At 34.9% G+C, this 24738-nt stretch carries 27 protein-coding genes; 25 read left to right on the top strand and 2 right to left on the bottom strand.

Annotated elements, in window-relative coordinates; genetic code table 11:
* Positions 1–59 precede the first annotated feature (59 nt).
* The 13 genes from EZV73_RS04515 to EZV73_RS04575 all read left to right on the top strand — a co-directional run bounded on the left by EZV73_RS04515 (position 60) and on the right by EZV73_RS04575 (position 13593).
* Positions 60–2480: a hypothetical protein gene (locus tag EZV73_RS04515; RefSeq protein ID WP_240838711.1), complete on the top strand. Its 2421-nt coding sequence runs from the start codon at positions 60–62 to the stop codon at positions 2478–2480.
* A 100-nt stretch (positions 2481–2580) separates the two neighbouring features.
* A complete protein-coding gene (locus EZV73_RS04520; RefSeq protein WP_240838713.1) occupies positions 2581–2901 on the top strand; it encodes a hypothetical protein in 321 nt (106 codons plus the stop codon).
* 291 nt (positions 2902–3192) lie between these two features.
* Entirely contained in the window at positions 3193–3714 is a 522-nt protein-coding gene (locus tag EZV73_RS04525) for a peroxiredoxin (protein ID WP_240838715.1), read from the top strand.
* A gap of 150 nt (positions 3715–3864) precedes the next feature.
* Positions 3865–4680 carry a diguanylate cyclase gene (locus EZV73_RS04530; RefSeq protein WP_240838717.1) on the top strand — a complete coding sequence of 272 codons (816 nt, stop codon included), beginning with the start codon at positions 3865–3867 and terminating at the stop codon, positions 4678–4680.
* Positions 4664–5326, top strand: coding sequence for an SPOR domain-containing protein (locus EZV73_RS04535; RefSeq protein ID WP_240838720.1), 663 nt, complete (start codon positions 4664–4666; stop codon positions 5324–5326). The genes EZV73_RS04530 and EZV73_RS04535 overlap by 17 nt, the downstream gene beginning before the upstream one ends.
* A gap of 51 nt (positions 5327–5377) precedes the next feature.
* The gene (locus EZV73_RS04540) at positions 5378–5569 is read left to right on the top strand and encodes a rubredoxin (RefSeq protein WP_240838723.1); all 192 of its coding nucleotides are present in this window, start codon (positions 5378–5380) and stop codon (positions 5567–5569) included.
* Between the two features lie 92 nt (positions 5570–5661).
* Positions 5662–6585 carry a cysteine synthase A gene (gene cysK, locus EZV73_RS04545; protein ID WP_240838725.1) on the top strand — a complete coding sequence of 308 codons (924 nt, stop codon included), beginning with the start codon at positions 5662–5664 and terminating at the stop codon, positions 6583–6585.
* An 11-nt stretch (positions 6586–6596) separates the two neighbouring features.
* Complete coding sequence (cysQ, locus tag EZV73_RS04550; protein WP_240838728.1) at positions 6597–7373, top strand: 3'(2'),5'-bisphosphate nucleotidase CysQ; 777 nt, start codon at positions 6597–6599, stop codon at positions 7371–7373.
* 105 nt (positions 7374–7478) lie between these two features.
* Entirely contained in the window at positions 7479–8828 is a 1350-nt protein-coding gene (locus EZV73_RS04555; protein WP_240838731.1) for an MATE family efflux transporter, read from the top strand.
* Between the two features lie 77 nt (positions 8829–8905).
* Positions 8906–9904, top strand: a complete 999-nt coding sequence (locus tag EZV73_RS04560; RefSeq protein ID WP_240838733.1) for a LacI family DNA-binding transcriptional regulator — start codon at positions 8906–8908, stop codon at positions 9902–9904.
* 69 nt (positions 9905–9973) lie between these two features.
* On the top strand, positions 9974–11137 hold the full coding sequence (locus EZV73_RS04565; RefSeq protein ID WP_240838736.1) for a galactokinase: 1164 nt from the start codon (positions 9974–9976) through the stop codon (positions 11135–11137).
* Entirely contained in the window at positions 11138–12127 is a 990-nt protein-coding gene (gene galE / locus EZV73_RS04570; RefSeq protein WP_240838739.1) for a UDP-glucose 4-epimerase GalE, read from the top strand.
* A gap of 2 nt (positions 12128–12129) precedes the next feature.
* On the top strand, positions 12130–13593 hold the full coding sequence (locus EZV73_RS04575) for a UDP-glucose--hexose-1-phosphate uridylyltransferase (protein ID WP_240838741.1): 1464 nt from the start codon (positions 12130–12132) through the stop codon (positions 13591–13593).
* 39 nt (positions 13594–13632) lie between these two features.
* Here EZV73_RS04575 and EZV73_RS04580 read toward each other — a convergent pair whose 3' ends face one another.
* The gene (locus EZV73_RS04580) at positions 13633–14754 is read right to left on the bottom strand and encodes a ribose-phosphate pyrophosphokinase (RefSeq protein ID WP_240838744.1); all 1122 of its coding nucleotides are present in this window, start codon (positions 14752–14754) and stop codon (positions 13633–13635) included.
* A gap of 207 nt (positions 14755–14961) precedes the next feature.
* Between EZV73_RS04580 and EZV73_RS04585 the strand changes: the two genes are divergently transcribed.
* The 5 genes from EZV73_RS04585 to EZV73_RS04605 all read left to right on the top strand — a co-directional run bounded on the left by EZV73_RS04585 (position 14962) and on the right by EZV73_RS04605 (position 17217).
* Entirely contained in the window at positions 14962–15336 is a 375-nt protein-coding gene (locus EZV73_RS04585) for a desulfoferrodoxin (protein WP_240838746.1), read from the top strand.
* Between the two features lie 68 nt (positions 15337–15404).
* Positions 15405–15962 (top strand): ATP-binding cassette domain-containing protein, encoded by a 558-nt coding sequence (locus EZV73_RS04590; RefSeq protein ID WP_240838749.1) that lies wholly within the window; start codon positions 15405–15407, stop codon positions 15960–15962.
* The gene (locus tag EZV73_RS04595) at positions 15952–16374 is read left to right on the top strand and encodes a hypothetical protein (RefSeq protein ID WP_240838752.1); all 423 of its coding nucleotides are present in this window, start codon (positions 15952–15954) and stop codon (positions 16372–16374) included. The genes EZV73_RS04590 and EZV73_RS04595 overlap by 11 nt, the downstream gene beginning before the upstream one ends.
* Positions 16361–16861: a GNAT family N-acetyltransferase gene (locus EZV73_RS04600; RefSeq protein WP_240838754.1), complete on the top strand. Its 501-nt coding sequence runs from the start codon at positions 16361–16363 to the stop codon at positions 16859–16861. The genes EZV73_RS04595 and EZV73_RS04600 overlap by 14 nt, the downstream gene beginning before the upstream one ends.
* The gene (locus tag EZV73_RS04605) at positions 16858–17217 is read left to right on the top strand and encodes a glyoxalase/bleomycin resistance/extradiol dioxygenase family protein (protein ID WP_240838755.1); all 360 of its coding nucleotides are present in this window, start codon (positions 16858–16860) and stop codon (positions 17215–17217) included. Before EZV73_RS04600 ends, EZV73_RS04605 begins: the two co-directional genes overlap by 4 nt.
* 24 nt (positions 17218–17241) lie before the next feature.
* Here the strand turns inward: EZV73_RS04605 and EZV73_RS04610 are convergent, their stop codons facing one another.
* Positions 17242–18975 carry an ABC-F family ATP-binding cassette domain-containing protein gene (locus tag EZV73_RS04610; protein ID WP_240838757.1) on the bottom strand — a complete coding sequence of 578 codons (1734 nt, stop codon included), beginning with the start codon at positions 18973–18975 and terminating at the stop codon, positions 17242–17244.
* 218 nt (positions 18976–19193) lie between these two features.
* On the opposite strand from EZV73_RS04610, the gene EZV73_RS04615 reads away from it, so the two are divergent.
* The 7 genes from EZV73_RS04615 to EZV73_RS04645 all read left to right on the top strand — a co-directional run bounded on the left by EZV73_RS04615 (position 19194) and on the right by EZV73_RS04645 (position 24726).
* Positions 19194–20834 (top strand): amylo-alpha-1,6-glucosidase, encoded by a 1641-nt coding sequence (locus tag EZV73_RS04615; protein ID WP_240838758.1) that lies wholly within the window; start codon positions 19194–19196, stop codon positions 20832–20834.
* 97 nt (positions 20835–20931) lie between these two features.
* Positions 20932–21654 carry a type II toxin-antitoxin system prevent-host-death family antitoxin gene (locus EZV73_RS04620; protein ID WP_240838759.1) on the top strand — a complete coding sequence of 241 codons (723 nt, stop codon included), beginning with the start codon at positions 20932–20934 and terminating at the stop codon, positions 21652–21654.
* A gap of 14 nt (positions 21655–21668) precedes the next feature.
* A complete protein-coding gene (locus EZV73_RS04625) occupies positions 21669–22262 on the top strand; it encodes a hypothetical protein (RefSeq protein ID WP_240838760.1) in 594 nt (197 codons plus the stop codon).
* A gap of 76 nt (positions 22263–22338) precedes the next feature.
* Positions 22339–23142: a hypothetical protein gene (locus EZV73_RS04630; RefSeq protein ID WP_240838761.1), complete on the top strand. Its 804-nt coding sequence runs from the start codon at positions 22339–22341 to the stop codon at positions 23140–23142.
* A 1-nt stretch (position 23143) separates the two neighbouring features.
* Complete coding sequence (locus tag EZV73_RS04635; protein ID WP_240838763.1) at positions 23144–23686, top strand: nuclear transport factor 2 family protein; 543 nt, start codon at positions 23144–23146, stop codon at positions 23684–23686.
* A gap of 61 nt (positions 23687–23747) precedes the next feature.
* Entirely contained in the window at positions 23748–23918 is a 171-nt protein-coding gene (locus tag EZV73_RS04640; RefSeq protein ID WP_240838765.1) for a hypothetical protein, read from the top strand.
* Between the two features lie 142 nt (positions 23919–24060).
* Positions 24061–24726 (top strand): hypothetical protein, encoded by a 666-nt coding sequence (locus tag EZV73_RS04645; RefSeq protein ID WP_240838767.1) that lies wholly within the window; start codon positions 24061–24063, stop codon positions 24724–24726.
* Positions 24727–24738 lie beyond the last annotated feature (12 nt).

The following is a 24738-nucleotide window of genomic DNA, read 5'->3' on the forward strand; positions in this document are numbered from 1 at the left end:
TATAGATATTAGAAGTGATGAATCTTATTCTGTTATTAGATGAAGATAAGGAGTCTGAAATGTTTAAAAAAATTATATTACTTATGTTATGGTTTGCATTAGTAGCTTGTCAGGCAACTGACTTAGATCAAATTACAGATAAACTGTCAGTAAACAGCGATGATTTGATCGATGTTGCACAGGAAGCAACTCAAAGTTTGTCAGGTTCTCATGAAACTGGTGTGGTAGAAGTGAATACTGAACAAGAAGTTGAATATATTTTTGATGAGGATGGCTTTAAGCTTATAAGTGGTGATGTTGGAAATTTAGCAAAATATTTTCCTGAAAGCATTAGTCATGAAAGCGATCAACCTTTGTATTCGCTAGCCTATACAACTTTGGAAAGTTTTGATGACGTCCTATTTTATTTTAATGAATTGCTAGAAGGAACGCGTCTTTATTATGCTATGAAAGTAGATGAGACTGCAGAGTTGACAGGACGTATGAATGACAAGCATATAACAGTTCGGATACATGTTGAAGATGGTCAAACACATGTGGATTTTTTTGAATCTGAACTTGCCATAGAAGATATAAATGAAGCTACTACAATAGATAGTAATTTGTCTGATTTTACAGATTACCAAGGACAGGATTTCGATTTGACATCAATTGATACAAGTCCTCTAAGGCCAGTATCATCAAGATTTGAGTTGTTTGAAGAAGTTCAGTTTTCAGATGACTTTTCAATGTATGTCTCGTATTATAGGTATGAAACTTATGAGGACAATACCTATATGCTTTTAAACGATGATCTAGAAGGGCTCGATATAGAAGGAATATATGTATCAGAAAGCGATGTGACACAAGTTTTTTCGTTAGACGATTATTCTTTAATGTGGGAAGAAGATGGCTATGCCTTAAGAGATGATATTTACAGTCTTGATTACCAAATCAACAAGTGTAGACCGCATTTTGATAAGATAACAGCCTATAATTTATCGACTCCAGATGATGAATTGGTAGATATTCATCTTACAGCAAAAGATTATCATGTGATTTTCTGGTTTGATAAAAGGACGCATATGGTCATGAAAAAAGAGAGCAAAATAAGAGACGAAAATGGTAGAGTGACTTCTAGTTTCTGGATGGTTGAAAATCTTGAAAGAGACATTGAGGTAAACGAGCTCATTTCTGGCCCAATTAGCGTTGAGTTTAATCCTCTTGAATATGGTTTTGACTTTAACTTTGAAGGGTTAAATATAGATGATACTCCTTATTACAGTTATAAGGTATCAAATTACACTAATAAAGAAAATGATGTCTTGAGACTGAATGCTTTCGATCATAGAGGTTTCAGTGGTCAAAAGCTTAATTATTATGTCAAGGAATACTCGTGGAACAACAAGGAAAAATATTACTCAGACAGGTTTGAAACTGTATGGATAAAAGGTGTAAATTACTACAAAGAAGTCAAAGTTAATGACAATGAAAACTACCAGTATTATTTTATAGATGATATTTTATACAAAATTGACTGGTTGACTCATAATGGTCAAACTAATAAAGCGGGTTATTTCGTAAATTACAATAATCTGTATGGACCAAAGAAGCCTTCTTATCATCCATTTGATTATCCGGATGAAACTTACATTGTAAGAAAAATCACTGTCGATATAAATGGTCAACCTATGTGGTTTGAAGAAAGCTTATCACCTAAAGAAATGATTCAACGCTTGACCAATATAAAAACAGGGATCATTGAAAATGAACGACATTTTGATTTTGCAGGAAAACTCATATTTGAGATGACTCTTACTGAAAGTTTGGATGTGGATATTTCAGACGAAATGTTAACGCCTCCAGATATAGATTATCAAGATTTAACCAAAGATAACTATATGAATAGAGGTTACTTAAGAAGCTTTGAAATAGCTCTAGATCGTATGTTTGTGAAGTCAAATGATATGATAATGTTGTTAAATGAGTCAGAAAATCAAAAAGAGTTGATTGAGATTTTTTATCGAAGTTATGAACTTGGGCAACTGATTGATCCTGTTTATCGGATTGAAAAGGATGGTTATGTCATCAGGACAATGAGAGACGGATTATTTTATAGGATATGTGACACCTCTGAAGAAGCAGATGCCTATGGACGTAGTGTTGATGAAGACAAGTTCTTTGATATTAATGCCTTGGAAATTCTGTTTGCAACTTATGATACGCTTGCCTTATACAATCCTGAAAACATAGGTGTTAGTGAGCAGTATAAGGTCTATGAATATCAATTTGATGACTTTGGTATTCTTAGTATTCAAACCTATTATATTGAGGATCCCAAAAATCTTGATTCTATCATGGACAAAACGGATTATACGCTTTCATATGGTGATTTTGATGAAACTGTTTATAATAAGGATTTTAAAAATTCCTACAAAATATATGATTATGGGGAAACCAGCATAGATGATGGTGAGCATAGACCATTTTGGTTGGATTAAACATGGTTTGTTAATGACTTGTAACTACAAATCAGTTACTTGAGGATTAAGATATTTTCTTTAGTTATTGTTAAAGTAAAAGTATAGGGAGGATTATCTTATGGAAAATGTAAGAAGTGAAAAGAAAAAAGAAACCAACAAATGGCTGTGCGCATTAGCATACTTGATCTTTTTTGCACCACTATTAGCTGATAGTGAAAATCAGACTTATAAGTTTCATGCTAACCAGTCCTTGATTTTGCTGATTCTTTATATTGCCGTTAATGTAATTGGTGCAATAATACCCGTAATAGGATGGTTGATTATTTTGCCTCTGGGTGGTTTGTTCTGCTTGATACTATTTATTATGGGGATTGTTAACAGCATCAATGAGAATGAAAAAGAATTGCCTTTGATTGGCAAATATCGTTTAATTAAATGATTAAAATGTGTTATCAAGATGTGATAACACATTTTTATTTTTCTGGATTAAGGTCATATTCTATATATTATAATTTACGTATCGAAGAGCTGAGGAGGTCGATAACTTGACAGAATCAGACAATATAGTTTATATGCTTCCTTGTAAGTTCGTTAAAAAAGACGATTTTATAAACTGGATATAATGTTATAAATTAAACTGTAATGATTACAAAAGTGTATTGACAACGATTATCAGTTAGGTTATGATGTTTATGAACTAATAAATAACAACCAAATGGAGGACAAATAAATGAGTAGATTAGTAGGAAAACAAGCACCAGATTTCAAATTTAACGCTGCAACAGGTGATGGAAAAGAGTTTGTAGAAATTAAGCTAGAAGATTACAAAGGTAAGTGGTTAGTATTATTTTTCTATCCTTTAGATTTTACATTTGTATGCCCAACAGAGATTACAGGCTACTCTAAGCAAATTGAAAAGTTTAAGTCGCTTGGTGCAGAAGTATTAGGTGTAAGTGTGGATTCTGAGCATTCTCACAAAGCATGGATCAACAGTTCTTTAGGTCAGATTAACTTCCCACTTGGATCTGATATGACTAAGAAAGTATCTGATGATTACGGTGTGCTAATTGAAGAAGAGGGTATTGCATTAAGAGGTTTATTCATCATTAATCCAGAAGGTGTATTACAGTACTCGGTTGTACATGACTTAAATGTTGGTAGAAGTGTTGATGAAACTTTAAGAGTGTTACAAGCGCTTCAAACTGGTGGATTATGTCCAATGGATTGGGAAGTTGGAGAAGACTTGTTATAAATTAAAGTTGAGGACTCACATTGTGGGTCTTTTTTTAATGGAAACATTTTAACTGTTTATACATAGATATGGAGGATATCTTATGATTTTTGAGTAATCTACTAACTTTTTTGGTATAATAGATATAAGTATATTATAAAAGGACGGGATATGAGAACGAAAAATAATAAATTACTTTACATTATACTTGTGATAATGCTTCTAATAAGCATAACATTGGTAGTCTTATTTTCAGATATGCTGATTGTAGATTGGCTGATAGTGGTAGCTGTATTTCTAGTTGGCCTATTGTCTATTAGAAAATCGATGGTGGCAGGGCTAATCACTGCATTTGTGATTACCTTATTGTATGGTGTGTCAGTCTTAGTCACTGGCACTAATGAGTCTTTTTCACCTATAGGCATCAATTACTACAACTTATTTATGCCTTCGATAGCAGCAATGCTTCTTGTTGGTCTAGGTTTGGTAAATCAAAATAACCAAGAAGAACTTGAAGGTGATGAGGATGATTTTAGCAATCTGTTTGAATACGAGAAGACACTCGCCATTGAAGTAGAGAGAGCTAAACGATATGAACTACCTCTTTCTTTGTTGGCTATTAGAATTGAATCTTTGAATGCTTTGATTAAAGCTTATGATAAAAGCACTGGCGATAAGTTTATCAATCACTTTGCGTCTTTTATTGTTGAAACAACAAGGCAATCAGATCAACATTATCGACTAGAGGAAAATCTATTTCTTATGATTTTGCCATGTACTGATAATGAAGGTGCCATGCTTTTAAAAGAAAGATTCATAGAGGAATTTGAGTCCATGGAAATAGTGGTTAAGTCAAGTCATCAACCCATGTTAATAGAAGTTGATATCATCGTAGAGTCTTTAGAAGATCATATCTCGGCTTCAGAGTTACATGAACTAATTGAGATTGAGTTGGCTCAGAGGGGAAAAAATGAAGAAAATAATTAGTATAGTGATGGTGCTTTTGATCATAATGAATATGAGTATGGTTTTTGCAGAAGACTATTATGTTCAAGTCGGTGCATTTGAGTCAGAAGCTAAGGCTGTAAAATACACCAACTATTTAAACGATATAGGCTATACAGCAGTTATGATACCTGTTTATGACTTGTACAAAGTGTTTTTAGGACCTTTAGAAACTGAAGAGGCTGCAAGGGCTGTTTTGAAAACCTATAAATCAAGTGGTCAAGATGCTTTTTTTGTCATAGGCAGTCAAATGTATTATCAAAGACCAGTTCTAGAAGAAGTTGAAGAACAAGTGACAGAAGAGCCTGTAGAAGAAACAAGTGATGAGGAAACCGTTGAAGAAGTGGTCGAAACAGAAAGCGAAGATGTTGAAGAAGAGGCCGTAGAAGAGACCGCAGAAGAGACGGATGATGAGACTACCTCTACAGATTCTGAAGAAGAGCATGTAGAGTTAGAAGTCGTTGAACCTATAGATGTAGATGAAACAATTGTTACACGTGTTGTTGAACAGCCAGGAAGTGAAGAAGCTGATTATAAATTATTCACAATTACCTTAATTGTGGTTTTATGGTTACTATTTATTGCTGTTGTAGTTGTTGTTAGGTTAAGACAAAGCAAGAATGGTTAAAGATCACATTTGTGATCTTTTTGTGTATAGATATAGAAACGAGGAGGGCGTATGGATAAAAGAATTTGTGAATGCGGTTACATTTATAATCCTACTTATGGGGACATTACTTCTGATATAAATCCAGGGACAAAGTTTGATGAACTACCTGAAAATTGGCAGTGCCCTTTCTGTGGTTCTAAGAAAGAAAGTTTTAGAATAGAGCATAAAAGAAAGAAAGCTAAATTTGTATCTTTCAGATAATGTATATTATTCCGGTATAGTATTGACAAGATAAAAAACATCTGTTATATTATACGTAATTCCGATAGGATTAACGTATAAAGGAGAGCTTGATGAAAGTTGCAAATAAATTAACAGACTTAATTGGCAAGACGCCAATGCTAAAATTAAATAATTATAATGAAACAAAGGGTGTAGATGGTATCATTGCCAAATTAGAGTATTTTAATCCACTTGGTAGTGTCAAAGACCGTGCTGCATTTGAAATGATTGATGCTGCAGAAAAAGATGGTAAATTGACACCAGGAACTGTGATAATTGAACCGACAAGTGGTAATACAGGTGTTGGTCTAGCATTTGTTGCTGCATCAAAAGGTTATGATCTGATTTTAACCATGCCAGATACAATGAGTGTAGAAAGAAGAAACTTATTATCTGCTCTTGGTGCTAAATTGATTTTAACACCAGGTGCTGGCGGTATGAAAGCTGCTATAGATAAGGCTTATGAATTACAAGAAGAGTATGAGAAGTCTTTTATTCCACAGCAGTTTGAAAACAATGCTAATCCAGATGCACATAGAAAAACAACAGCATTAGAAATTTTAGAAGATTTAGATGAAAAAGTTGATATTTTTGTTGCAGGTGTTGGTACAGGTGGTACAATAACAGGAGTAGGTGAAACATTAAAAGAAAAATTAAAAGACGTAAAAATCGTTGCTGTAGAACCTGAAGGTTCAGCTGTTATTTCTGGTGAGTCACCAGGTCCTCATAAGATTCAAGGGATTGGTGCAGGATTTATTCCAAAGAATTTAAATACAGAAGTGATAGACGAAGTTATAAAAGTAAAGAATGAAGATGCCTTTGAAACAAGTAAACAAGTGGCAAGATCTGAAGGCCTTCTTGTAGGTATTTCTTCTGGTGCGGCTTTACATGCTGCAACTGTATTGGCTTCAAGACCAGAGAACAAAGGTAAAAACATTGTCGTTTTATTAGCTGATTCAGGGGAACGTTATTTATCAACAGCACTTTATAGTTAGTGAGGTCAGTTATGTATGAAAAAGCTTTATCAGTAGCAAAAGAGGCTGCCATCGAGGCGGGAAAAGTTATAATGCAGTATTATAAATCATCTTATGAAGTGGATATTAAGGAGGATGACTCTCCTTTAACATGCGCTGATAAGGCTGCTGATGAAGTGATTGAAAAAATGATTCGAGATGCCTTTCCAGATGATGCGATTTTATCTGAAGAATCTGTTGATGACATGAGTCGTTTAGAAGAGACCTATGTGTGGGTCATAGATCCCATGGATGGCACCAAAGAGTTTATCAATCATACCGATGAGTTTACTGTTAATATAGCTCTTGTAAAAGATGGTCATCCTGTGATAGGTGTTATATACGTACCTGTTACAAGGGAAATGTACTATGCTTATAAAGGACAAGGCAGTTTTTATGAACATGATGGTGTGATTACAAAAAATCAAGTTTCCGATAGAAAAGAGAACTTGAGGCTTGTGTCTAGTAAATTCCATAAGTCAGAAGCATTTCTTGATTTTGTTGAAAAACATGCAAAAGACATCAGTGCAGTAGAAAGTGTCGGCTCATCACTGAAAGGTTGTATGATAGCAAGAGGTCTTGCTGAAGCTTATTTCAGATTTGGTTACACAAGTGAATGGGATACAGCAGCTCAGCAGATTATCGCTGAAGAGGCAGGTGGCTATTTTATGCAGCTGGATCATACAGTCATGACTTACAATAGAAAAGATGTACTTAATCGAAAAGGTTTTTATATCGTAAACAACGCAAATAGTATTTTACTGGGATAGCTTAGCTATCTCTTTTATTTTCTTAAAAATGTTAGAATTCTAATTTTCTTATTGACTCTATACCTACTATATGGTTTATAGTATTAAGGGTACGGAGGTGACATTATGATAGATACAACTAAGGGTAGTATAGGAAAACATATTAGAGACATGGCAATTCCAACTGTTGGTGGTGGTATTGCATTTGCTTTATTTAATATTACAGACACATATTTTGTAGGTAAGTTAGGTACAGAAAGTTTAGCGGCAATGGGCTTTACATTTCCAGTGGTTATGATAGCTTCTTCTTTATCATTTGGTATAAGTACAGGTGCTTCATCACTGGTATCAAGACTGGTTGGTTCCAAAAATCATGAGAAAATGGAAAGGGTAACAACTGATGGTATTATTTTATCATTGATCCTTGTAGTGCTTTTTTCAATTCTTGGTCTAACAACTATGGATTTTATCTTTCCGCTTTTGGGTGCCAATACTGAAACATTACCGCTTGTAAAAGAGTATATGACCATATGGTATTCGTGTGTTTTTGTGGTTTTAATGCCACCGATCAGTGATGGGGCCATGAGAGCCTTAGGGGATGCCATTAGGCCATTTCAAGTGATGATTACTTGTGCGGTTTTAAACATCATTTTAGACCCGATTTTCATTTTTGGTTGGTTTGGTTTCCCTGCAATGGGTATTAGGGGAGCTGCAATAGCAACTGTCGTCTCTAGATTTGCAGGTATGCTGGTATCCTTATTCTACTTGCATTTTCATTACAAGTTGATTTCATTTAAAAATATGACCTTTAAGAAGATGATGGCTTCATGGAGAGAAATACTGCATATTGGTGTGCCGAGTGTTGGCGTTTCAATTGTACCGCAACTTCTTAGAACTTTACTAACTGCTATGGCAGCATCTGTTGGTGGTACTGTTGCAGTTGCAGCAGTAGCGGTGGGGTCTCGAATAGAAGGCTTTGTTAATATAGCATCAGGTTCAATTTCAACAAGTATCATTCCGATCATTGGCCAGAACTGGGGTGCTAAAAAGTATGATCGTGTTTATGAAACTAAATCACTCTTAATGAAATTGGCGGTAGTAGTAAGCGGCGTGGTCATCATTGCAATAAATGTATTCGCTACACCGATTGTCAATATATTTACCAGTGATCCAGAGGTGGTTGCTATGGCGATTACCTATCTAAGAATCATGCTTTTAGGATACTTTGGTCTAAACTTCTATACTTGGAATGGTAACATTTTAAATGCCATAGGCAAGTCAAGTGTTACTTTTAGAATCAATGTAGGCGGTACGCTTCTTTTGATGATGCCAGCGGTCTTTATAGGGTCAAGAATATCATTTTCATGGATGCTCATAGGACTTATTATTGCACAGTCTATTGTTGGATTTATTTCTATAGGAAAAACGTCTCAAACATTGCAGGAAGAAGAAGTAAAACTTCAAAAAGTTGCTTAAACACCTTCGGGTGTTTTTTTAGTAAACAATTGCAAAAGTTTACTAAGTTTTGTATAGTAAACTAAAGGAGATGAATTATGGCAACGATTAAAGATATAGCAAAAGAAGTTGGGGTCTCAGCTGCAACTGTTTCAAGGGTTTTAAATCATGATAAATCACTATCGGTTTCAAATGATAAAAGAAAATTGATACTAGAGACTGCTGAGAGAATGTCTTATATACCAATGAGAACTAGAAAAAAGAAAACAGTTAACAACAAGTATAGATTGGCTCTTATTCATTGGTACACAATTGATCAGGAGTTAGAAGACCCTTATTACCTGTCTATACGTATAGGTATCGAGAAAAAGGCTGTCGATCAGAAGGTTGAGGTTATTAAGCTTTATGCACCTTCGAAAGATGACTTGAAAGCTTTGACTTCTATAGACGGTATGATTTGCATGGGTAAATTTTCAGATAAGGAAATCAAACTTTTCAAAGCTGTTACCAGCAACTTGGTATTTGTAGATTCTTCACCCTATGAGGAAGTTTATGATTCAGTTGTTTTAGATGTAGAAAGAGCAGTTGTAAAGATTGTAGACAAGCTTATTATAGATGGTTGTGAGACCATTGGTTATATTGGTGGTCGAGAGTATGCCGGTAGTGATCAAGTGCCTATCGGTGAAAAAAGAGAAGGTGTTTTTGAAGCTTATCTGACATCAAAAGGCATGTTTGATCCATCTCATGTATACATAGGCAAGTTTTTAGCAGAGTCTGGTTATAGACTCATGTTGGAAGCCATTGAGAAGGGACTTCCTTCAGCATTTTTTATAGCCAGTGATTCTATGGCTGTAGGGGCAATGAGAGCCTTGCATGAAAAGGGGATAAAGATACCTGATCAAATTTCACTAATTGGTTTTAATGATATTCCAACGTCAAATTATACGGTACCGCCGCTTTCTACTCTAAGAGTACATAAGGAGTTTATGGGTGAGACAGCTCTTAACCTTATGATGGAAAGAATTATCGATCATCGTCTTATTGCTAAAAAGGTGGTTGTACCAACAGAACTTATTATTCGTCAAACTAGTAAATAAAAGTTTACTAAATTTCTTGACCTTTTTATAAAAGTTTACTAAAATAAAATTATAGAGAAAGGACGGATTATGAAACAAGAGTTAAAAGATATATTCTATAAAGTTTATGGTGAAAGACAAGTGTCTTATTTCTTTTCGCCAGGTAGAGTGAACTTAATTGGAGAGCATACAGACTACAATGGTGGTCATGTATTTCCTTCAACGATTTCTTTAGGCACCTATGGTGTTGTATCTTCAAATGAGGATATGATCATTAGGTGTTATTCTGACAATTATCCTGCTTTAGGTATTGTTGAGGTGGATTTAAATGACTTATCATTTTCAGAATCTGATGAGTGGGTCAACTACTTAAAAGGTGTGATCATTCAGTTTAAGAAAAAGGGCTTTGAGTTAAACCATGGTTTCGATTTGGCTATAAAAGGCAACATACCAGGTGGTGGTTTATCATCTAGTGCTTCATTAGAGCTCTTGGTATGTGTGATGTTAAGAAAAGTCTATGGATTTGATCTTGATATGTTAGAAATGGTAAAAATGAGCCGTGCTGTAGAAAATGAGTATATTGGTGTTAATTGCGGTATCATGGATCAGTTTATCATTGGTATGGGTAAAAAAGATCATGCTATTTTACTGGATACAAATACACTTAATTACAAACATGTGCCTTTAGAATTAGGAGACTATGTTATTCTAATCGGTAATACCAATAAGAAAAGAACTCTAGCAGATTCTAAATACAATGAACGTTTCTCTGAGTGCCAGACGGCTCTTAAGATGATGCAGGAAAAACTTGATATCTCTTCATTAGGTGATATGAGCATTGAATGTTTTGAAGAAAATGCAGGTGCTATCACAGATGGTGTTTTACTTAAAAGGGCAAGACATGCTGTTTACGAGAATCAAAGAACATTAAAGTCTTATGATGCTTTAATGGCTGGAGATTTAATTGAGTTTGGTAGACTGATGAACGAGTCTCATGAATCTTTAAAAGAGGATTATGAGGTATCGTGTAAAGAACTGGATACCATGGTTTATGCTATGAGAGAACAAGAAGGTGTCATTGGATCTAGAATGACAGGTGCAGGCTTTGGTGGCTGTACAGTAAGTTTGGTTAAAAAAGACTCAGTAGATAAGGTTATCTCTGTAGTCAGTGAAATATATGAAAATGAAATTGGCTATAAAGGCGATTTTCATGGTGTAGAAATTGGTAATGGTGCTGGAGAATTGGAGGCTTAAATGAGTATTCTAGTTACAGGTGGAGCAGGTTATATTGGCTCTCATGCCGTAAAAGGTTTGCTAGACAAAGGCTATGAGGTTGTTATAGTAGATAATTTAGAAACAGGTTTTGAGTCAGCCCTAGACTCAAGAGCAAAGTTTTATAAGGGTGATATTAGAGACAATGCTTTTTTAAATGATATGTTCTCCAAAGAGGATGTGAAGGGTGTGATTCATTTTGCTGCCAACTCACTGGTTGGTGAGTCGATGACAAATCCTCTTAAGTATTTTGATAATAACGTACATGGGACGAGAGTTTTACTTTCTGCCATGCTTAAATATGATGTGAAACACATTGTATTCTCATCAACGGCAGCGACTTATGGTGAACCAGTTAGAATCCCAATAGACGAGAGTCATCCAACAAGCCCAATCAATCCATATGGTGAAGCTAAGCTGATGATGGAAAAGGTCATTGACTGGACGTCTAAGGCTCACGACCTGACTTATGTATCTTTAAGATACTTTAACGTAGCAGGCGCACATCCTTCTGGTGAAATTGGAGAAAGTCATGATCCTGAAACCCACTTGATTCCAATCATACTTCAAGTACCAAATGGTCAGAGAGAAAAATTATCTGTATTTGGTAATGATTATGATACAAAAGATGGCACATGTATCAGAGACTATATACACATTGAGGACTTGGTTGAGGCCCATGTACTGGCTTTAGAATATCTACTGGCAGGCAAGAAGAGTGATATCTTTAACTTAGGTTCAGGAGATGGTTATTCTATTTATGAGATGATTGAAGCTGCAAAAGAAGCAACTGGACAAGAAATCGCTTATGAAATCGCTGATAGAAGACCGGGTGATCCTGCTGTTTTAATTGCTTCAAACAATAAGGCCAAAGATGTTCTAAATTGGTCGCCAAAACATACAGATGTAAAAGACATTATTAAGAGTGCATGGCACTTCCATAAGAAGTATCCAAATGGATTTAAGGGGTAGAGATGACAATATATGAAGCGGTAGAAGGATTATGCGGTTATGCTGTAGAGAATGGTTTAATAGATGAGCTGGATAGAATCTATTGTAGAAATCAAATACTAGAGCTAATGGGTCTTACAAGCTATGATCAGGCTCTGGAAGTGACCCGTGACCATTTCAAATGTTTAAGTGTCTTAGTAGAAGATGCTTTTAAAAGGGGGATTATCGAATCAGATAAACCACCTTATAGTGATTTGTTTGAATCAAGAGTGATGAATGTGTTTATGCCAAAGCCATCTCAAGTCATCAAAGAATTTAAGTCCTCATTGGCTATGTCTCCTGAAAAGGCAACTGAGTATTTCTACGACCTGTCTAAAAAGAGTCATTATATCAGACTCGACAGAACATCAAAGAATCTTTTATGGCAAGTAGAAACTGACTTTGGTCTTATTGATATTACTGTTAACTTATCAAAGCCTGAAAAGGATCCTAAGGCCATTGCAGCTGCCCTAAACAAGGTAGAGAACAATTATCCAAAATGCCTTTTATGTAAAGAGAATGAAGGCTATTCCGGACATGTGAATCATCCAGGCAGACAAAATCATAGGATTGTGCCTTTAAGTCTAAATAAGGAATCGTGGTATTTTCAGTATTCACCATATGCCTACTTTAATGAGCACTCGATACTCTTAAAGTCTCAGCATGAAAATATGACAATTACTCATGATACATTTACTAGGTTGATGGACTTTTTAGATACATTCCCGCATTATTTTATCGGATCAAATGCAGATCTACCTTTAGTTGGCGGTTCGCTTTTGACGCATGACCATTATCAGGCTGGACGTTATGAATTTGCCATGGAGTGTGCAGAGACTTTAGAGACCTTTGACATTGAAGGGGTTGAGGTCAGTCATATGAAATGGCCTTTAACAGTCTTAAGACTTAGAGATTTAGACCGCAAAAAGCTAGAAGCTGTTGCATGTAAGATATTTGATGCATGGAAAGACTATTCTGATGAGGCGTATCGAATTGTCTCTTTTACATCACAAAGACATAACACAGTAACACCTATAGCCCGTAAGAAGAATGGCTATTATGAACTGGACTTAGTACTTAGAAATAATCGTTGTGACGATGAAAGTCCTACAGGTATTTTTCATCCTCATACAGATGTACATGCTGTTAAGAAGGAAAATATCGGTTTAATTGAGGTTATGGGACTGGCTGTTTTACCAAGCAGGCTGGTAGGAGAAATGGATAACATTTCAAAAGCACTTATGAAAGAAGAGAGCTTAAGTGGGGACTTAGAAAAGTTTTCACATCTATTTGAAGGTGTAAAAGCACAAGCTACCTTTGAAGAGACACTATCTGATGTTAAGTCGATTATCGGTAAGACCTTTGTAAAGGGTCTTGTAGATGCAGGTGTTTTTAAACTAGATGAAAACGGCTATAAAGGCTTGAAGAAGTTTATAGAGAGTATTTAAACGGTCCTAGGACCGTTTTTTTCACTAGAAAAGCGAATCCTAAGATTCGCTTCTGTTTTTATTAAGTAAACGTCTGATTAAGCCAGTAGAATCTAGAAGTGGTGAAATAGACTCGTCATGGTTAAGGGTATCGATGACATTAGCTGTAAAGCCTGCCATATCTACTGTTCTAAACCATTCAGCTTCTTTAATGTGGTCAGGTACATAAGATAGGTTGGTTGCATACACTCTGTCTAACAAACCTTTCTTGTAGTACTCTTCAAACTTATCAGGGCCGCTAGTAAATAAGGCAAATGTTACTGCAACGAAAATCTTCTTTGCACCACGTGCTTTTAGTTCGTTGCAAATATCAAAAACAGATTGGCCAGATGCAATCATATCATCAACGATTAAAACGTTACAACCTTCTACATCTCTTCCTAAATAATCATGTTGAACAATAGGGTTTTTACCATCTACTACTTTAGAGTGGTCTCTACGCTTGTAGAATAAACCGGTGTCTACACCTAAATTGCTAGAGTAGTAAAGAGCTCTATCCATAGCACCAGTATCAGGACTGATAACAACCATGTTTTCAGGCTTGATATCCAAAAGATTTTCTTCTGTCACAAGTGCCTTGATGATTTTATAAGTTGGATGTAAGTTTTCAAATGAAATTAATGGGATAGCATTTTGAATTGTAGGGTCATGGGCATCAAATGTGATGATGTCTTTAACACCTAATCTTTCGAATTCTTGTAATGCTAATGCACAATCAAGTGATTCTCTACCTTTTCTTCTGTGTTGTCTAGATGCATATAATAAAGGCATAATCAGTGTGATTCTTCTTGCTTTACCTGCAATGGCTGATAGGGCTCTTTTTATATCTTGTAAATGGTCATCTGGACTGTAGTGATTTTCAAAACCAAACATCTTGTATGTACAACCGTAGTTGCCTACGTCACATAAGATATAAACGTCTTTACCTCTAATTGATTCGTTGATAACAACTTTTCCTTCGCCGTTTGAAAATCTAACTTCTTCTACAGAAATTAAATGTGATGATTCGTCTCTTGTGTTTGATAGCTTTTCATCGATTGGCTTTGCAATCTCAGCACATGACTTTAATGCAATGATTGCTAAATCACCATACGGTAACTTGCTTTTTTCTTCTTTGGTCAAAACTGCCTCCTTGTTTGTACAATACCCATACCCTAATATAAAGGAATTACACATGGATTTCAATAGAATTAGCCAATACCTTGTTAAAATAATTGAATGCTTCAATAAATCATTAAAAAAGTATAGAGAAATTAAATTATTGGTTTAGGATACCAATTTAGTGGTATAATCAACTTAGGCGATAATATAAGAGATCAAGGAGGAAAAATGGCAAAATATAATGGTGTTTACAAATGTGAAGTATGCGGTAATATAGTTCAAGTTAATCATGAAGGTCCTGGTTCTTTAGTTTGCTGCAATCAAGAGATGAAATACTTAGATGAGTTAACTGCAGATTCTACTACTGAGAAGCATGTTCCAGTAATCGAGAAGATTGATGGTGGTTACAAGGTATACGTAGGTTCTACACTTCATCCAATGACAGAAGAGCATTACATAGAATGGATTGAACTATTAGCTGGTGCTGAAGTTATGAAAGTATTCTTTAAGCCAGGTGATAAGCCAGAAGCTATTTTCAAAACACATGCAGAAGAAGTTACTGCTAGATCATATTGTAATCTACACAGTTTATGGAAGTCATAATTTTAAGGTAGCTAAAGCTACCTTTCTTACTTTTTTGCCTCGTGTTATAATGTATGGGTGAGGTAGATATGAATATAAAAAATAAAACAGTCAAGTATGGAGACTTACTTGTCTTAGACAAGTTCAGTCACAGCTTTGAAGCAGGTAAAATAACAAGCATATTTGGCCCAAGCGGATGTGGAAAAACATCTTTATTAAATGTTATTTGTGAAGAAGATATACAAGTGTCTTATGTCTTTCAAGAGGATAAACTCATGCCTTGGTTAAGTGTTGAAGACAATATTAAACTGGTGTGTCAAGATGACCAAGCCATCAAAAAAGCTTTAGATATTGTTAAAATGTCTGACTATAAGGCTTTCTATCCTAAAGAGCTATCTGGTGGTATGAAAAGAAGAGTTGCACTTGTTAGGGCTTTTGTACATGATGGTCTTCTCTTAATGGATGAACCATTTAAGGGCTTAGATGACGATTTGAAGTTTGAAATCATTGAATCCTTTCTTGACCTTCATCGACAAGTTCCTAGAACAGTTATAATGGTGACTCATGATGAAAAGGTTGCTAAGAAAGTCAGTCATAAGATACTTTATGTAAAAGGCCTACCGCTGGAGGTGACACATGAAGTATAAAACGTGGTATGTCCTATTAGCCATTGGCTCTGTGACTTATACATTTGTCATTACCTTTTTAAACATTTTTGTATATGGTAGTGTGATTCAGTGGAACTTATCAGTACTGTCGCTTATCAATATCATGCCACTTTATTTAGGGTTTTCACAAAAAAGGTTTGATAAGAAGGCTGCTAGAATGATGACCAGCTTCATGGCGATAATTCTTGTAATAACCATGCTTGTACTGCCAAAGTACACTTACAAACAAGCCTATGGTCATTTTGATAATGGTATAAGCACTTTAAGAAAACATGTCGGTCAATCAAGCTTTTTCTATCAAGGGGATTACTACATAAAGACGGAAGCTGGTAGTTTTTCTTTTGACATACGTACAGGGGAGATAAAAGGAGTTGAAGATGAATATAAATAATGAATTTATTGGTATTAGAAATATTGTAAGAGAAGATATGGACTTCATTCAGAAGCTTTGGGGTGATGAAGAGTCTATGTTGGCATCTGGTGGTCCATATATGATCAGGGACGAAGACAAGGATGATCTTTTTACCATTCTCAATAAGGGTCAGGCTATCAGCAACCATTATATGATCTCAGTAGGAGATCAGTTGATTGGTGATTTAAGTATCAGAGACCATTCTGATGATAAGGCACAGCTTGATATGAAAATTATGAACGATGAAAGAAATAAAGGTTACGGTAAACAAGCCTTGTCTTTAATATTAGATTATTTCTTTAATGAGCTTGGTGGAAAAGAAGTTTACTTTGAACTATGGCTAGTCAACTATTTTGCCAACAAGAAGCTTAAGGATTATGGCTTTGAAGCGACATCTGTCACTGAAGATTATAATGTCATGACATTAACTAGAGAAAACTATCAAGAAAGTGCCTTGAAAAGATGAAAAGAATTCTACTTCAAGGATACGTAAAAGATAGTGTTAAAGCCGTTGACATGTATAAAAAAGCTTTTGATGCTCAAATAGTCAGTGAGTATATGGAAGAGGGCGTCTATTTTCATGTGGAGTTAGACATAGAAGGTACCATCGTTTCTTTATCTGAAAATCATGATGCTAATATTGGTGATAACATGCAGTTTTGTCTTCACTATCATGAGGATGAAAAAAATAAAATCAGTAAAGCCTATGAAGTTCTAAAAGAAGGAGCGACTATATACCATGATCTAGGTCCTGTTTCATACAGTGAGCTTATGGTAGATTTTATCGATGCTTTTGGTATTCGTTGGTGTTTGTTTGTATAAGAAAAGCTCCTTTTCAGGAGCTTTTTAAAATGCTTTTATGATTTCTTCAAGTTCTAAGGAAATCATTTTTGCTGATTCAAAATCATGTTTTTTAAGGGCCGTTTCGATTCTAGTTTCGATGGCTTTTTTCTTTTGCTCAATTTCTAGATAATCTTTATCGAAGTGTTTCTTATAGATCATGCGCTTGAATTTTTTCATTTTTACTTTTCTGATGGTTTGATCTTCTATCAAAAGGACATAGTCCATAGAATTCACGATGGTATAATAATCGTGTGAAATCATAAGTACAGCACCAGGATAATTGTCTATGGCTCTTTCAAGTGCAATTTGAGAATAAGTATCCAGATGACTTGTAGGTTCATCTAGAAGCAGAAAATCAGCCTTTGAAGCTGCAATCTTAGCAAGTTGCAAGATGTTCTTTTCACCACCCGATAAGGAAGAAATGGTTTGTGTTAAATTCTTTTCTTCAAAACCATATGAGAATAAGTGGCTTTTGATATCAGAGTAAGTTGCAAAACCTGCGTCAAAGAACTCATCCACAATCCTATTGGATTCTTTAAGAGATTCATTTTGATGCTGAGACAAGAAGGCTACCTTTGTATCTTCATCTATCTTTATATGTTTGTTCTTGTTAAATATGTCTCTTAAAAGTGTTGTTTTACCTGTACCATTCGGACCAATAAGAGCAACTTTATCTTTTGCACCAATTTCGAAGTTGGTGTTTTCTAATAAAATCTCATCGAAAGCAGCAGAATAATCTGTAGCTGTTAAAATAATCTTGTCTTCTAAGTCTTTATCATGTTCAAAATAGATACCAGGTTGCTTGATGTCCACAAAAGGCATCTGCGTTCTCTTGGCTTCAAGTCTTTCCTGAATCTTGACACGTGCTTTTAATGACCTACCTTTAGAGGCTTCTGCATGAGCAGTTGCAGCTTCTCTTAATTGATCGATGAGGGCTTCGTTTCTAGCGATTTCCTCAGTATCTTTAATGGCCATTTCTTGAAGCTCAATCTTCGTTTGCATAAGAGACAGGTTGTATTCAATGTATCTGCCTTCAAATTCATTCAGTTCCATATTTTCAAGGTGAATGATCTTGTTGAAACAGTGGTTTAATAGGTACCTGTTATGGGTGATAACCAGTAAAACACCTTTATGTGAGTTCATAAGATTTTTTAGACCATTTAGGTTTTCAAAGTCTAAAAATACATCTGGCTCATCCATGATGATCAAGTCTGGATGCAAAAGCATTTCCTTGATAACTTGCAGGAGTTTGAACTCGCCACCAGACAGTTCTGATACCTTCTGGTCACGAAGTTTCATCAGACCTGCTTGACCTAGTTTTTTCTCAATGGCATTTTCATAACCGTCACCGCCAAGTGCTTCATAAGCATCAAAGGCATTTTGATAATCTTCTAATAAAGGTTCAACGTCTTCAGCAGTCGCCATTTCGTTGCAAATCTTGTCTATTTTCCCTTGTAGGTCTAAAAACCTCTCAGCGATAAAATCAAATACAGTCTTGTTGATTTGATGTTCTTCAATAAACTGACTGATATAACCCATTCTGCATGTTGGATCTATTTCTAAAAGGCCATCATATAGGTAATCATTTGGATTTAGGATCATATCTATCATTGTACTTTTACCGCTACCGCTTGTTCCAATAAAGGCACAATGCTCTTTTTTTTCTAATGTAAATGATATTTTATTAAACAGATCTTTCTGTGGAAATGAATAAGATAAATTTTCTACTTTAATCATAAAGAACTCCTTTCTAGGTATTCTAGCAACCGCAAGCATACCATCTTTTTATAGAAATTTCAATGATTATCTGGATTTTCGACGAAATAGATGATTATTAGATGGCGGTGTTTTACATTAGAATAAGAATTGTTTAAATATTTCGAAAGCTATCTATATGTTCTTTACAGATATGTCTTTTAGTATTATCATAATATATAGCGTTAAGTGAGGTAATTATGAAAATTGATAAGAAGAGTATAGATATTAATAAAATCCCCTTTTCTAGATTTGGATCTTTCTTTGTTATTTCTGTTTTAAATAATAAGTTGTGGATCCGAGATATCAGAGGTGGAGACAATACAGAAGGTAAGATATTTGAAATGTGTTTTTCTGAGAATGTGACTGTTTTGATGACAGAAACTCAGTTAAATATTTTGGGCAAACAAGGGGCTCTTCACATTACTTTTGTAAATGAAGATACCCTGTCATTTAAAGGTAACTTAAAAGTGAAATTTAAGTATCAGTTAAAAAGGTATGATACCATTTGTTCTTTAAATGAAGATGTCTATGAACTGACTTCTTACTCACAAGAAGTTAAAATCGGCATTAAAAGAGAAAAGGGCACACTTCATGTTCTTGACCCATGGGAAAAAGTTGGTAATACAAAAATTGAACTCTGTTGTGAACATTATTATCATTTTTATATGTGTTCTTATAAGACGGTCTTTACTGAATCTATTATCAAACATAGAAGTCATGGCTATACATTTGAATATTGGAACACTTTGATACCAAATGATAATACGGATGCTTCTTATATTACATGGATGAACTTTGTTAAGCCTGAGGGGCAGTTGAAGCGTTATGCCATGTATATGTCAAAAAATTGGATGACCAATATATGGTCTTGGGACAATTGTTTTTCAGCTATATTTTTAGCTCACATTGATTCTGATATTTCACTTGATCAATACCTGATGTTTGCAGATCACCAGGACCGTTCAGGTATGTATCCTGATTTTATGAATGATAAGTACGTCTCATTTTCATGTGCAAAGCCACCGATTTATGGCTGGGCCTATGAACAGATGTGTCAGATCAATCCAGTATTTAAAAACGTCACATTACAAGAAAAAGTATATGATACCATTTCAAGATTTACGAACTTCTGGTTAAAACATAGGATGAGTGATCAAGGATTGCCTTACTATATTCATGGTAATGAATCTGGCTGGGACAATGGTACCTTTTATAAAAGAGGTGTACCAATGATCACACCTGACTTGGCAAGTTTCTTGATCAGACAGTTGGATTTTCTAGCTAAGTTGGCTTTAGAGTTAGGCTTAAATTATGAATCCAACAGATTGACAGCTGAGGCAGACCACTTGTTTGAGCGTCTCATGTCTATGTTATGGACCGATGATGGTTTTGTTGGTTATTCTTTAAAAGAAAAGAAATACATTGATGGTTCAAATACACTTCAAAGTTTATTGCCGCTGATCATACACTATAGGTTAAAGGACAGTGTTAAAGAAAAGCTACTTGCAACTTTAAAAGATGAAACGAAGTTCTTAACAAAATATGGTTTGGCAACTGAATCAATAAAAAGCCCAGATTATCAGGCTAATGGCTATTGGAGAGGACCTATATGGGCACCAGTCATGCTTTTATTTACATCTTGTTTAGAAGATATGGGTGAAAAGGACTTCCATAAATCTCTGGTTACACGATTCTTTAACTGTATGAAAGAGTTCGGTATGGCTGAAAACTTTGATGCTAAAAAAGGTAAAGGACTCGTTGATCCTGCATTTGCTTGGACATCTTCTGTTTACTTACACTATTTATTTAAATATGACTTTCTAAAGGAGAAACATTGATTGTTTCTCTTTTTTAGGTATGTGAGTATACACTTTAGCTAAAATTGTTTACATATTAGCTAAAGAGAGGTAAGCTTGATTTAAAGGAGGGATGATTATGAGAGTACCGACAAGTAAGTTCCAAAATGCTTTTGGTAAGTACTTAAAACATGTACAAACAGGTGAAGAAGTTATTGTAACGAAAAATGGAAAAGGTGTGGCCAAACTGATTAGGTATTCAGATCCTCTTATACATCTTGTAAAAGAGGGGGCATCAGACTACGAAATCTCTAAGTATATGACTTATCAGGATTTTTTAGAGGTGTCTGAATCCTCTGATTCAAGGTATGAACTTATAGACGGTGAAATATTTCTACTGTCTTCACCAAAGCGTAAACACCAAGTTGCAGTATCAGAGATCTTAGGTCAGATGTATATTTATTTTAGAGGCAAGACCTGCCGTCCTTTGACTGCTCCCTTTGATGTGAGGCTTTATAATGATGCAGGATGTTTTGAAGATGATCCAAATGTTGTTCAGCCGGATGTTTTAGTCATTTGCGATCATGAAAATATAGATGAAAGAGATACCTATCAAGGTATACCTTCGCTTGTTGTTGAGGTTTTGTCATCATCTAGTCGTTCAAAGGATTTGATTAAGAAGATGAGACTGTATGTAAATAGTAATGTACCTGAGTATTGGGCAGTTGATCCAGATAATAAAAACATTACTGTATATGAGATTATAGATAGAAAAATTGAAAGAACCAGCACCTATAGATATGGAGAAATCATTGAATCATTTTACTTTGAGGATTTGATGGTTTCTACAGAAAATATGTAATGTTTAGGAGGCTTATGAGAAGAGAAATAGTAAATACCCAGTCCAAGTGGCAAGAAGACTTAAAACATGACTATTTTGATTTGAGCAGTGATACTCTAGTTGTACTTTTACCAGGCAATGGCTATACAGTAGAAGGTCCAATATTTTATTACCTGATTGGGGAAATATTTAAATTAGGCTATGATGTATTAGGGATTAACTATGGCTTTCAACTGGCCCAAGTCAAACCGGAGCTAGATGAGTATGATGGTTTGATAGATGAGATTATTGATGCCATCGAGCATACAAAGAATTATAAGTCTTATATCTTCATTGGAAAGAGCCTAGGCACAAGGTATTTAAAAACTTTGCAAGATAAATACGGAGGAAAGTGTATCTATATAACACCAACTGATATCATGTTAGGTTATGGTATAGCAAGAGAGCCTGTCTTTATTTATGGTGATAAAGACAAGTATTTGAGTGATAAAAGGCGACTTGAACTATCCAAATATAAGCATCATGTTGTTAAAGGTGGCGGGCACAGTCTTCTATGTGATGACCTTGAAGAAAGTCTGAAAGAATTATTAGATGTGGTTTACTTTGTTAAAGGTTGTATTCAGATTTAATCAATCTTGGTATTTGCGGATTGTGTGAATTGAAATATAATGAGAAGAGTATTAATAATGAGTAAAGGAGTTTTAATTGAAAATAGATTTAAATAATCATGAGTTCTCAATTGTTTGGGATGGTGTTTATTATAAGGCATTAAAAGATTATCCTAACATCAGTTCTTTTGAGCTGAAGTGCATCCAGGATTTTATTAACTATGAGAATAGATATGGCAGACAAGTAACCTTTCAAATAGGTGATAAGGACTTAGAAGCTTCTATTGAAAAGCTATTGGAAATAGAGTCAGAAGCTGAACTGCCAGAAACAATTCATGAGTGTACAGCTTGCAAGCAAGGTGGCTGTTTAACTAGTTTTTTGTGTCATACCACCAGTCTAGATAATGCAAAAAAGATTCTTGAAGCGGATAAGCTATTATCTGCTGTAAAAGTCGGAGGCAAGTCCAAAGAAGACTTGTTAAAAGAAAGTCGAAATGCAGCCAATGATCCCATTGATTATTTTGAGCATATTATGTTTTCTTGGGGTAACTGTCAAGCCGGTGATAGACTCGTTATGGAAAGAACGCTGAATAGGATGCCAGAAGAAAAGGACTTGTCGGATGACTTCGAACCAGGCATTAGGTTCTATTTCAAATACAGTGATTTAAGACATCATAAGGGAGCTGTGCTTGATGGCTATCATGCTTTAAAAATAAAAGATGAACTGATTGTAAGTGATTATTTGCATGCTCTGATTGTACCCACAAATCTAAAGAATGACATTAAAGAGGTTTTATCAGAGGCTATGATGGAAAAGGTACATTATATTGAAAATGACTGTAAAGATATATGGGATTGGTCTGAGAAAGTTTACAATTATGTAATTGAGTTGGGGAGATAAGATGCAAGATATTTTGAAAGTATTAGAAAGATTTCAAGAAGCTTATGCAAACAGAGATGTTGCGTATATTGATCAGTTTGTAGAAGATTTGTTTGTAGATTCTGATGAAACCATGATTATTGGAACTGGTCATGGTGAATGGTGTAAGGGACTAAAAGAGATAAAAGAACTTGTAAACATTGATTGGACCTATTGGGGTAATTTTAAACTGGACTTGGACAAGGTTCTTATTAAGAACTTTGGTGATTTTGCTACTGTGACGACAAGTGCTGTACTTCAAAAGGAATATGCAAATGGACTTTTAGACGAATACAACATTAACCGTATGAAAAAGATTCTTGAGTCTGATTCAAGTGATAAGGATAAGATTTATTTAGCGCTAAAAGGCATGGCTTATTATTTACATGAGGACAATGTAGGTAAAGACACCAAGAGAAAGATTAGGTTTACTGCCAGTCTAATAAAAGTAGAGGAAACTTGGAAGTTTACTGACATCCATTTTTCATACCCAGTTGCACCTCCTACTGATATTAAGCTCATATAGCAAGAATCGTCGAGTAATTTTTATTAATCTTCACTATACTTAACATATTGGAGAGAGGCGTATGAAAAGTAAATTCATTAGAGACTGTCATAAGCTTGCCTTGGTAGTCGCGCCATATGGTTTTGAAAGTGACCTTAAACAGGTGATTTTAGATAATATGTCAAGTAGGGTAAGAGAAAACTATCTGGAACTAGATAGTTTGTTTGTGAAATCATGTCTGCTCATGTGGTAGATGCCACTGGTGAAGTTTTGGTTATTCTCCAAAAGCTTCGAGTAGATGGAGATATATGGGGGGGACTTATGCTTTTGTACTGTACAAATCGTTTGCGTTTCTAACATGTCGTTAACCATTATGATATGTAAAGGAGTTAGAAATGGATATTAAAGAAAATGTTTTAAAATACTATTTAAGAAATTGTTTGTTTATTAATGGCACGTCTTATGCTGGTAAATCAACCATGTGTAAGTTACTAGCTGAGAAATACGAGTTACATCTTTGTGAGGAAAACTATAATTCAGATGTAATCTTTAAAGTGATAAATCAAAAGGATCAACCTAATTTGTCTTATTTTAATCATAAAGAAAGCTGGGAAGCTTATTTGAATAGACCACCAAGGGAATACGAATCTTGGATGAGAGGTAATTCAGAAGAATTGATTGGCTTTGAGATAGCTGAATTGATCAGATTGTCTCAAGACAGAAAGGTCATAGTCGATACCAACATACCTTTAGATATACTTGAGAAAATTACAGATTATCACCAAGTAGCTATTATGGTATCTGAACCTGATGTATCTGCAGAAAAGTTTTTCAAAAGACCCGATGCAGAAAAGAAGTTCTTATTAGAACAGATAGGTTTATGCAAAAATCCTCAAGAAACTTATAGTAATTTCATTGCATGTATGGCTCAAGTGAACTCAAATGAATATTTAAAATATAAGGCTTGCGACTACTTTAAAATTGAACGAGTTAAAGATAAGTGGTTGGATAAAGAAAGCACACTGGCTATTCTAGCTAAACATTTTAGATTGACGCGGTAAACTGCGTCTTTC

Source organism: Acidaminobacter sp. JC074, assembly GCF_022496765.1.
Lineage (GTDB): Bacteria > Bacillota > Clostridia > Peptostreptococcales > Acidaminobacteraceae > JABXKX01.

Coding starts and splice junctions, on each gene's coding strand:
- EZV73_RS04525 (WP_240838715.1), top strand. CDS start 3,193: ATGAGTAGATTAGTAGGAAAACAAGCACCAGATTTCAAATTTAACGCT.
- EZV73_RS04535 (WP_240838720.1), top strand. CDS start 4,664: ATGAAGAAAATAATTAGTATAGTGATGGTGCTTTTGATCATAATGAAT.
- cysQ (WP_240838728.1), top strand. CDS start 6,597: ATGTATGAAAAAGCTTTATCAGTAGCAAAAGAGGCTGCCATCGAGGCG.
- EZV73_RS04560 (WP_240838733.1), top strand. CDS start 8,906: ATGGCAACGATTAAAGATATAGCAAAAGAAGTTGGGGTCTCAGCTGCA.
- EZV73_RS04540 (WP_240838723.1), top strand. CDS start 5,378: ATGGATAAAAGAATTTGTGAATGCGGTTACATTTATAATCCTACTTAT.
- EZV73_RS04595 (WP_240838752.1), top strand. CDS start 15,952: ATGAAGTATAAAACGTGGTATGTCCTATTAGCCATTGGCTCTGTGACT.
- EZV73_RS04635 (WP_240838763.1), top strand. CDS start 23,144: ATGCAAGATATTTTGAAAGTATTAGAAAGATTTCAAGAAGCTTATGCA.
- EZV73_RS04575 (WP_240838741.1), top strand. CDS start 12,130: ATGACAATATATGAAGCGGTAGAAGGATTATGCGGTTATGCTGTAGAG.
- EZV73_RS04625 (WP_240838760.1), top strand. CDS start 21,669: ATGAGAAGAGAAATAGTAAATACCCAGTCCAAGTGGCAAGAAGACTTA.
- EZV73_RS04585 (WP_240838746.1), top strand. CDS start 14,962: ATGGCAAAATATAATGGTGTTTACAAATGTGAAGTATGCGGTAATATA.
- EZV73_RS04515 (WP_240838711.1), top strand. CDS start 60: ATGTTTAAAAAAATTATATTACTTATGTTATGGTTTGCATTAGTAGCT.
- EZV73_RS04605 (WP_240838755.1), top strand. CDS start 16,858: ATGAAAAGAATTCTACTTCAAGGATACGTAAAAGATAGTGTTAAAGCC.
- EZV73_RS04520 (WP_240838713.1), top strand. CDS start 2,581: ATGGAAAATGTAAGAAGTGAAAAGAAAAAAGAAACCAACAAATGGCTG.
- EZV73_RS04640 (WP_240838765.1), top strand. CDS start 23,748: ATGAAAAGTAAATTCATTAGAGACTGTCATAAGCTTGCCTTGGTAGTC.
- EZV73_RS04555 (WP_240838731.1), top strand. CDS start 7,479: ATGATAGATACAACTAAGGGTAGTATAGGAAAACATATTAGAGACATG.
- EZV73_RS04565 (WP_240838736.1), top strand. CDS start 9,974: ATGAAACAAGAGTTAAAAGATATATTCTATAAAGTTTATGGTGAAAGA.
- EZV73_RS04610 (WP_240838757.1), bottom strand. CDS start 18,975: ATGATTAAAGTAGAAAATTTATCTTATTCATTTCCACAGAAAGATCTG.
- cysK (WP_240838725.1), top strand. CDS start 5,662: ATGAAAGTTGCAAATAAATTAACAGACTTAATTGGCAAGACGCCAATG.
- EZV73_RS04600 (WP_240838754.1), top strand. CDS start 16,361: ATGAATATAAATAATGAATTTATTGGTATTAGAAATATTGTAAGAGAA.
- EZV73_RS04590 (WP_240838749.1), top strand. CDS start 15,405: ATGAATATAAAAAATAAAACAGTCAAGTATGGAGACTTACTTGTCTTA.
- EZV73_RS04645 (WP_240838767.1), top strand. CDS start 24,061: ATGGATATTAAAGAAAATGTTTTAAAATACTATTTAAGAAATTGTTTG.
- galE (WP_240838739.1), top strand. CDS start 11,138: ATGAGTATTCTAGTTACAGGTGGAGCAGGTTATATTGGCTCTCATGCC.
- EZV73_RS04530 (WP_240838717.1), top strand. CDS start 3,865: ATGAGAACGAAAAATAATAAATTACTTTACATTATACTTGTGATAATG.
- EZV73_RS04615 (WP_240838758.1), top strand. CDS start 19,194: ATGAAAATTGATAAGAAGAGTATAGATATTAATAAAATCCCCTTTTCT.
- EZV73_RS04620 (WP_240838759.1), top strand. CDS start 20,932: ATGAGAGTACCGACAAGTAAGTTCCAAAATGCTTTTGGTAAGTACTTA.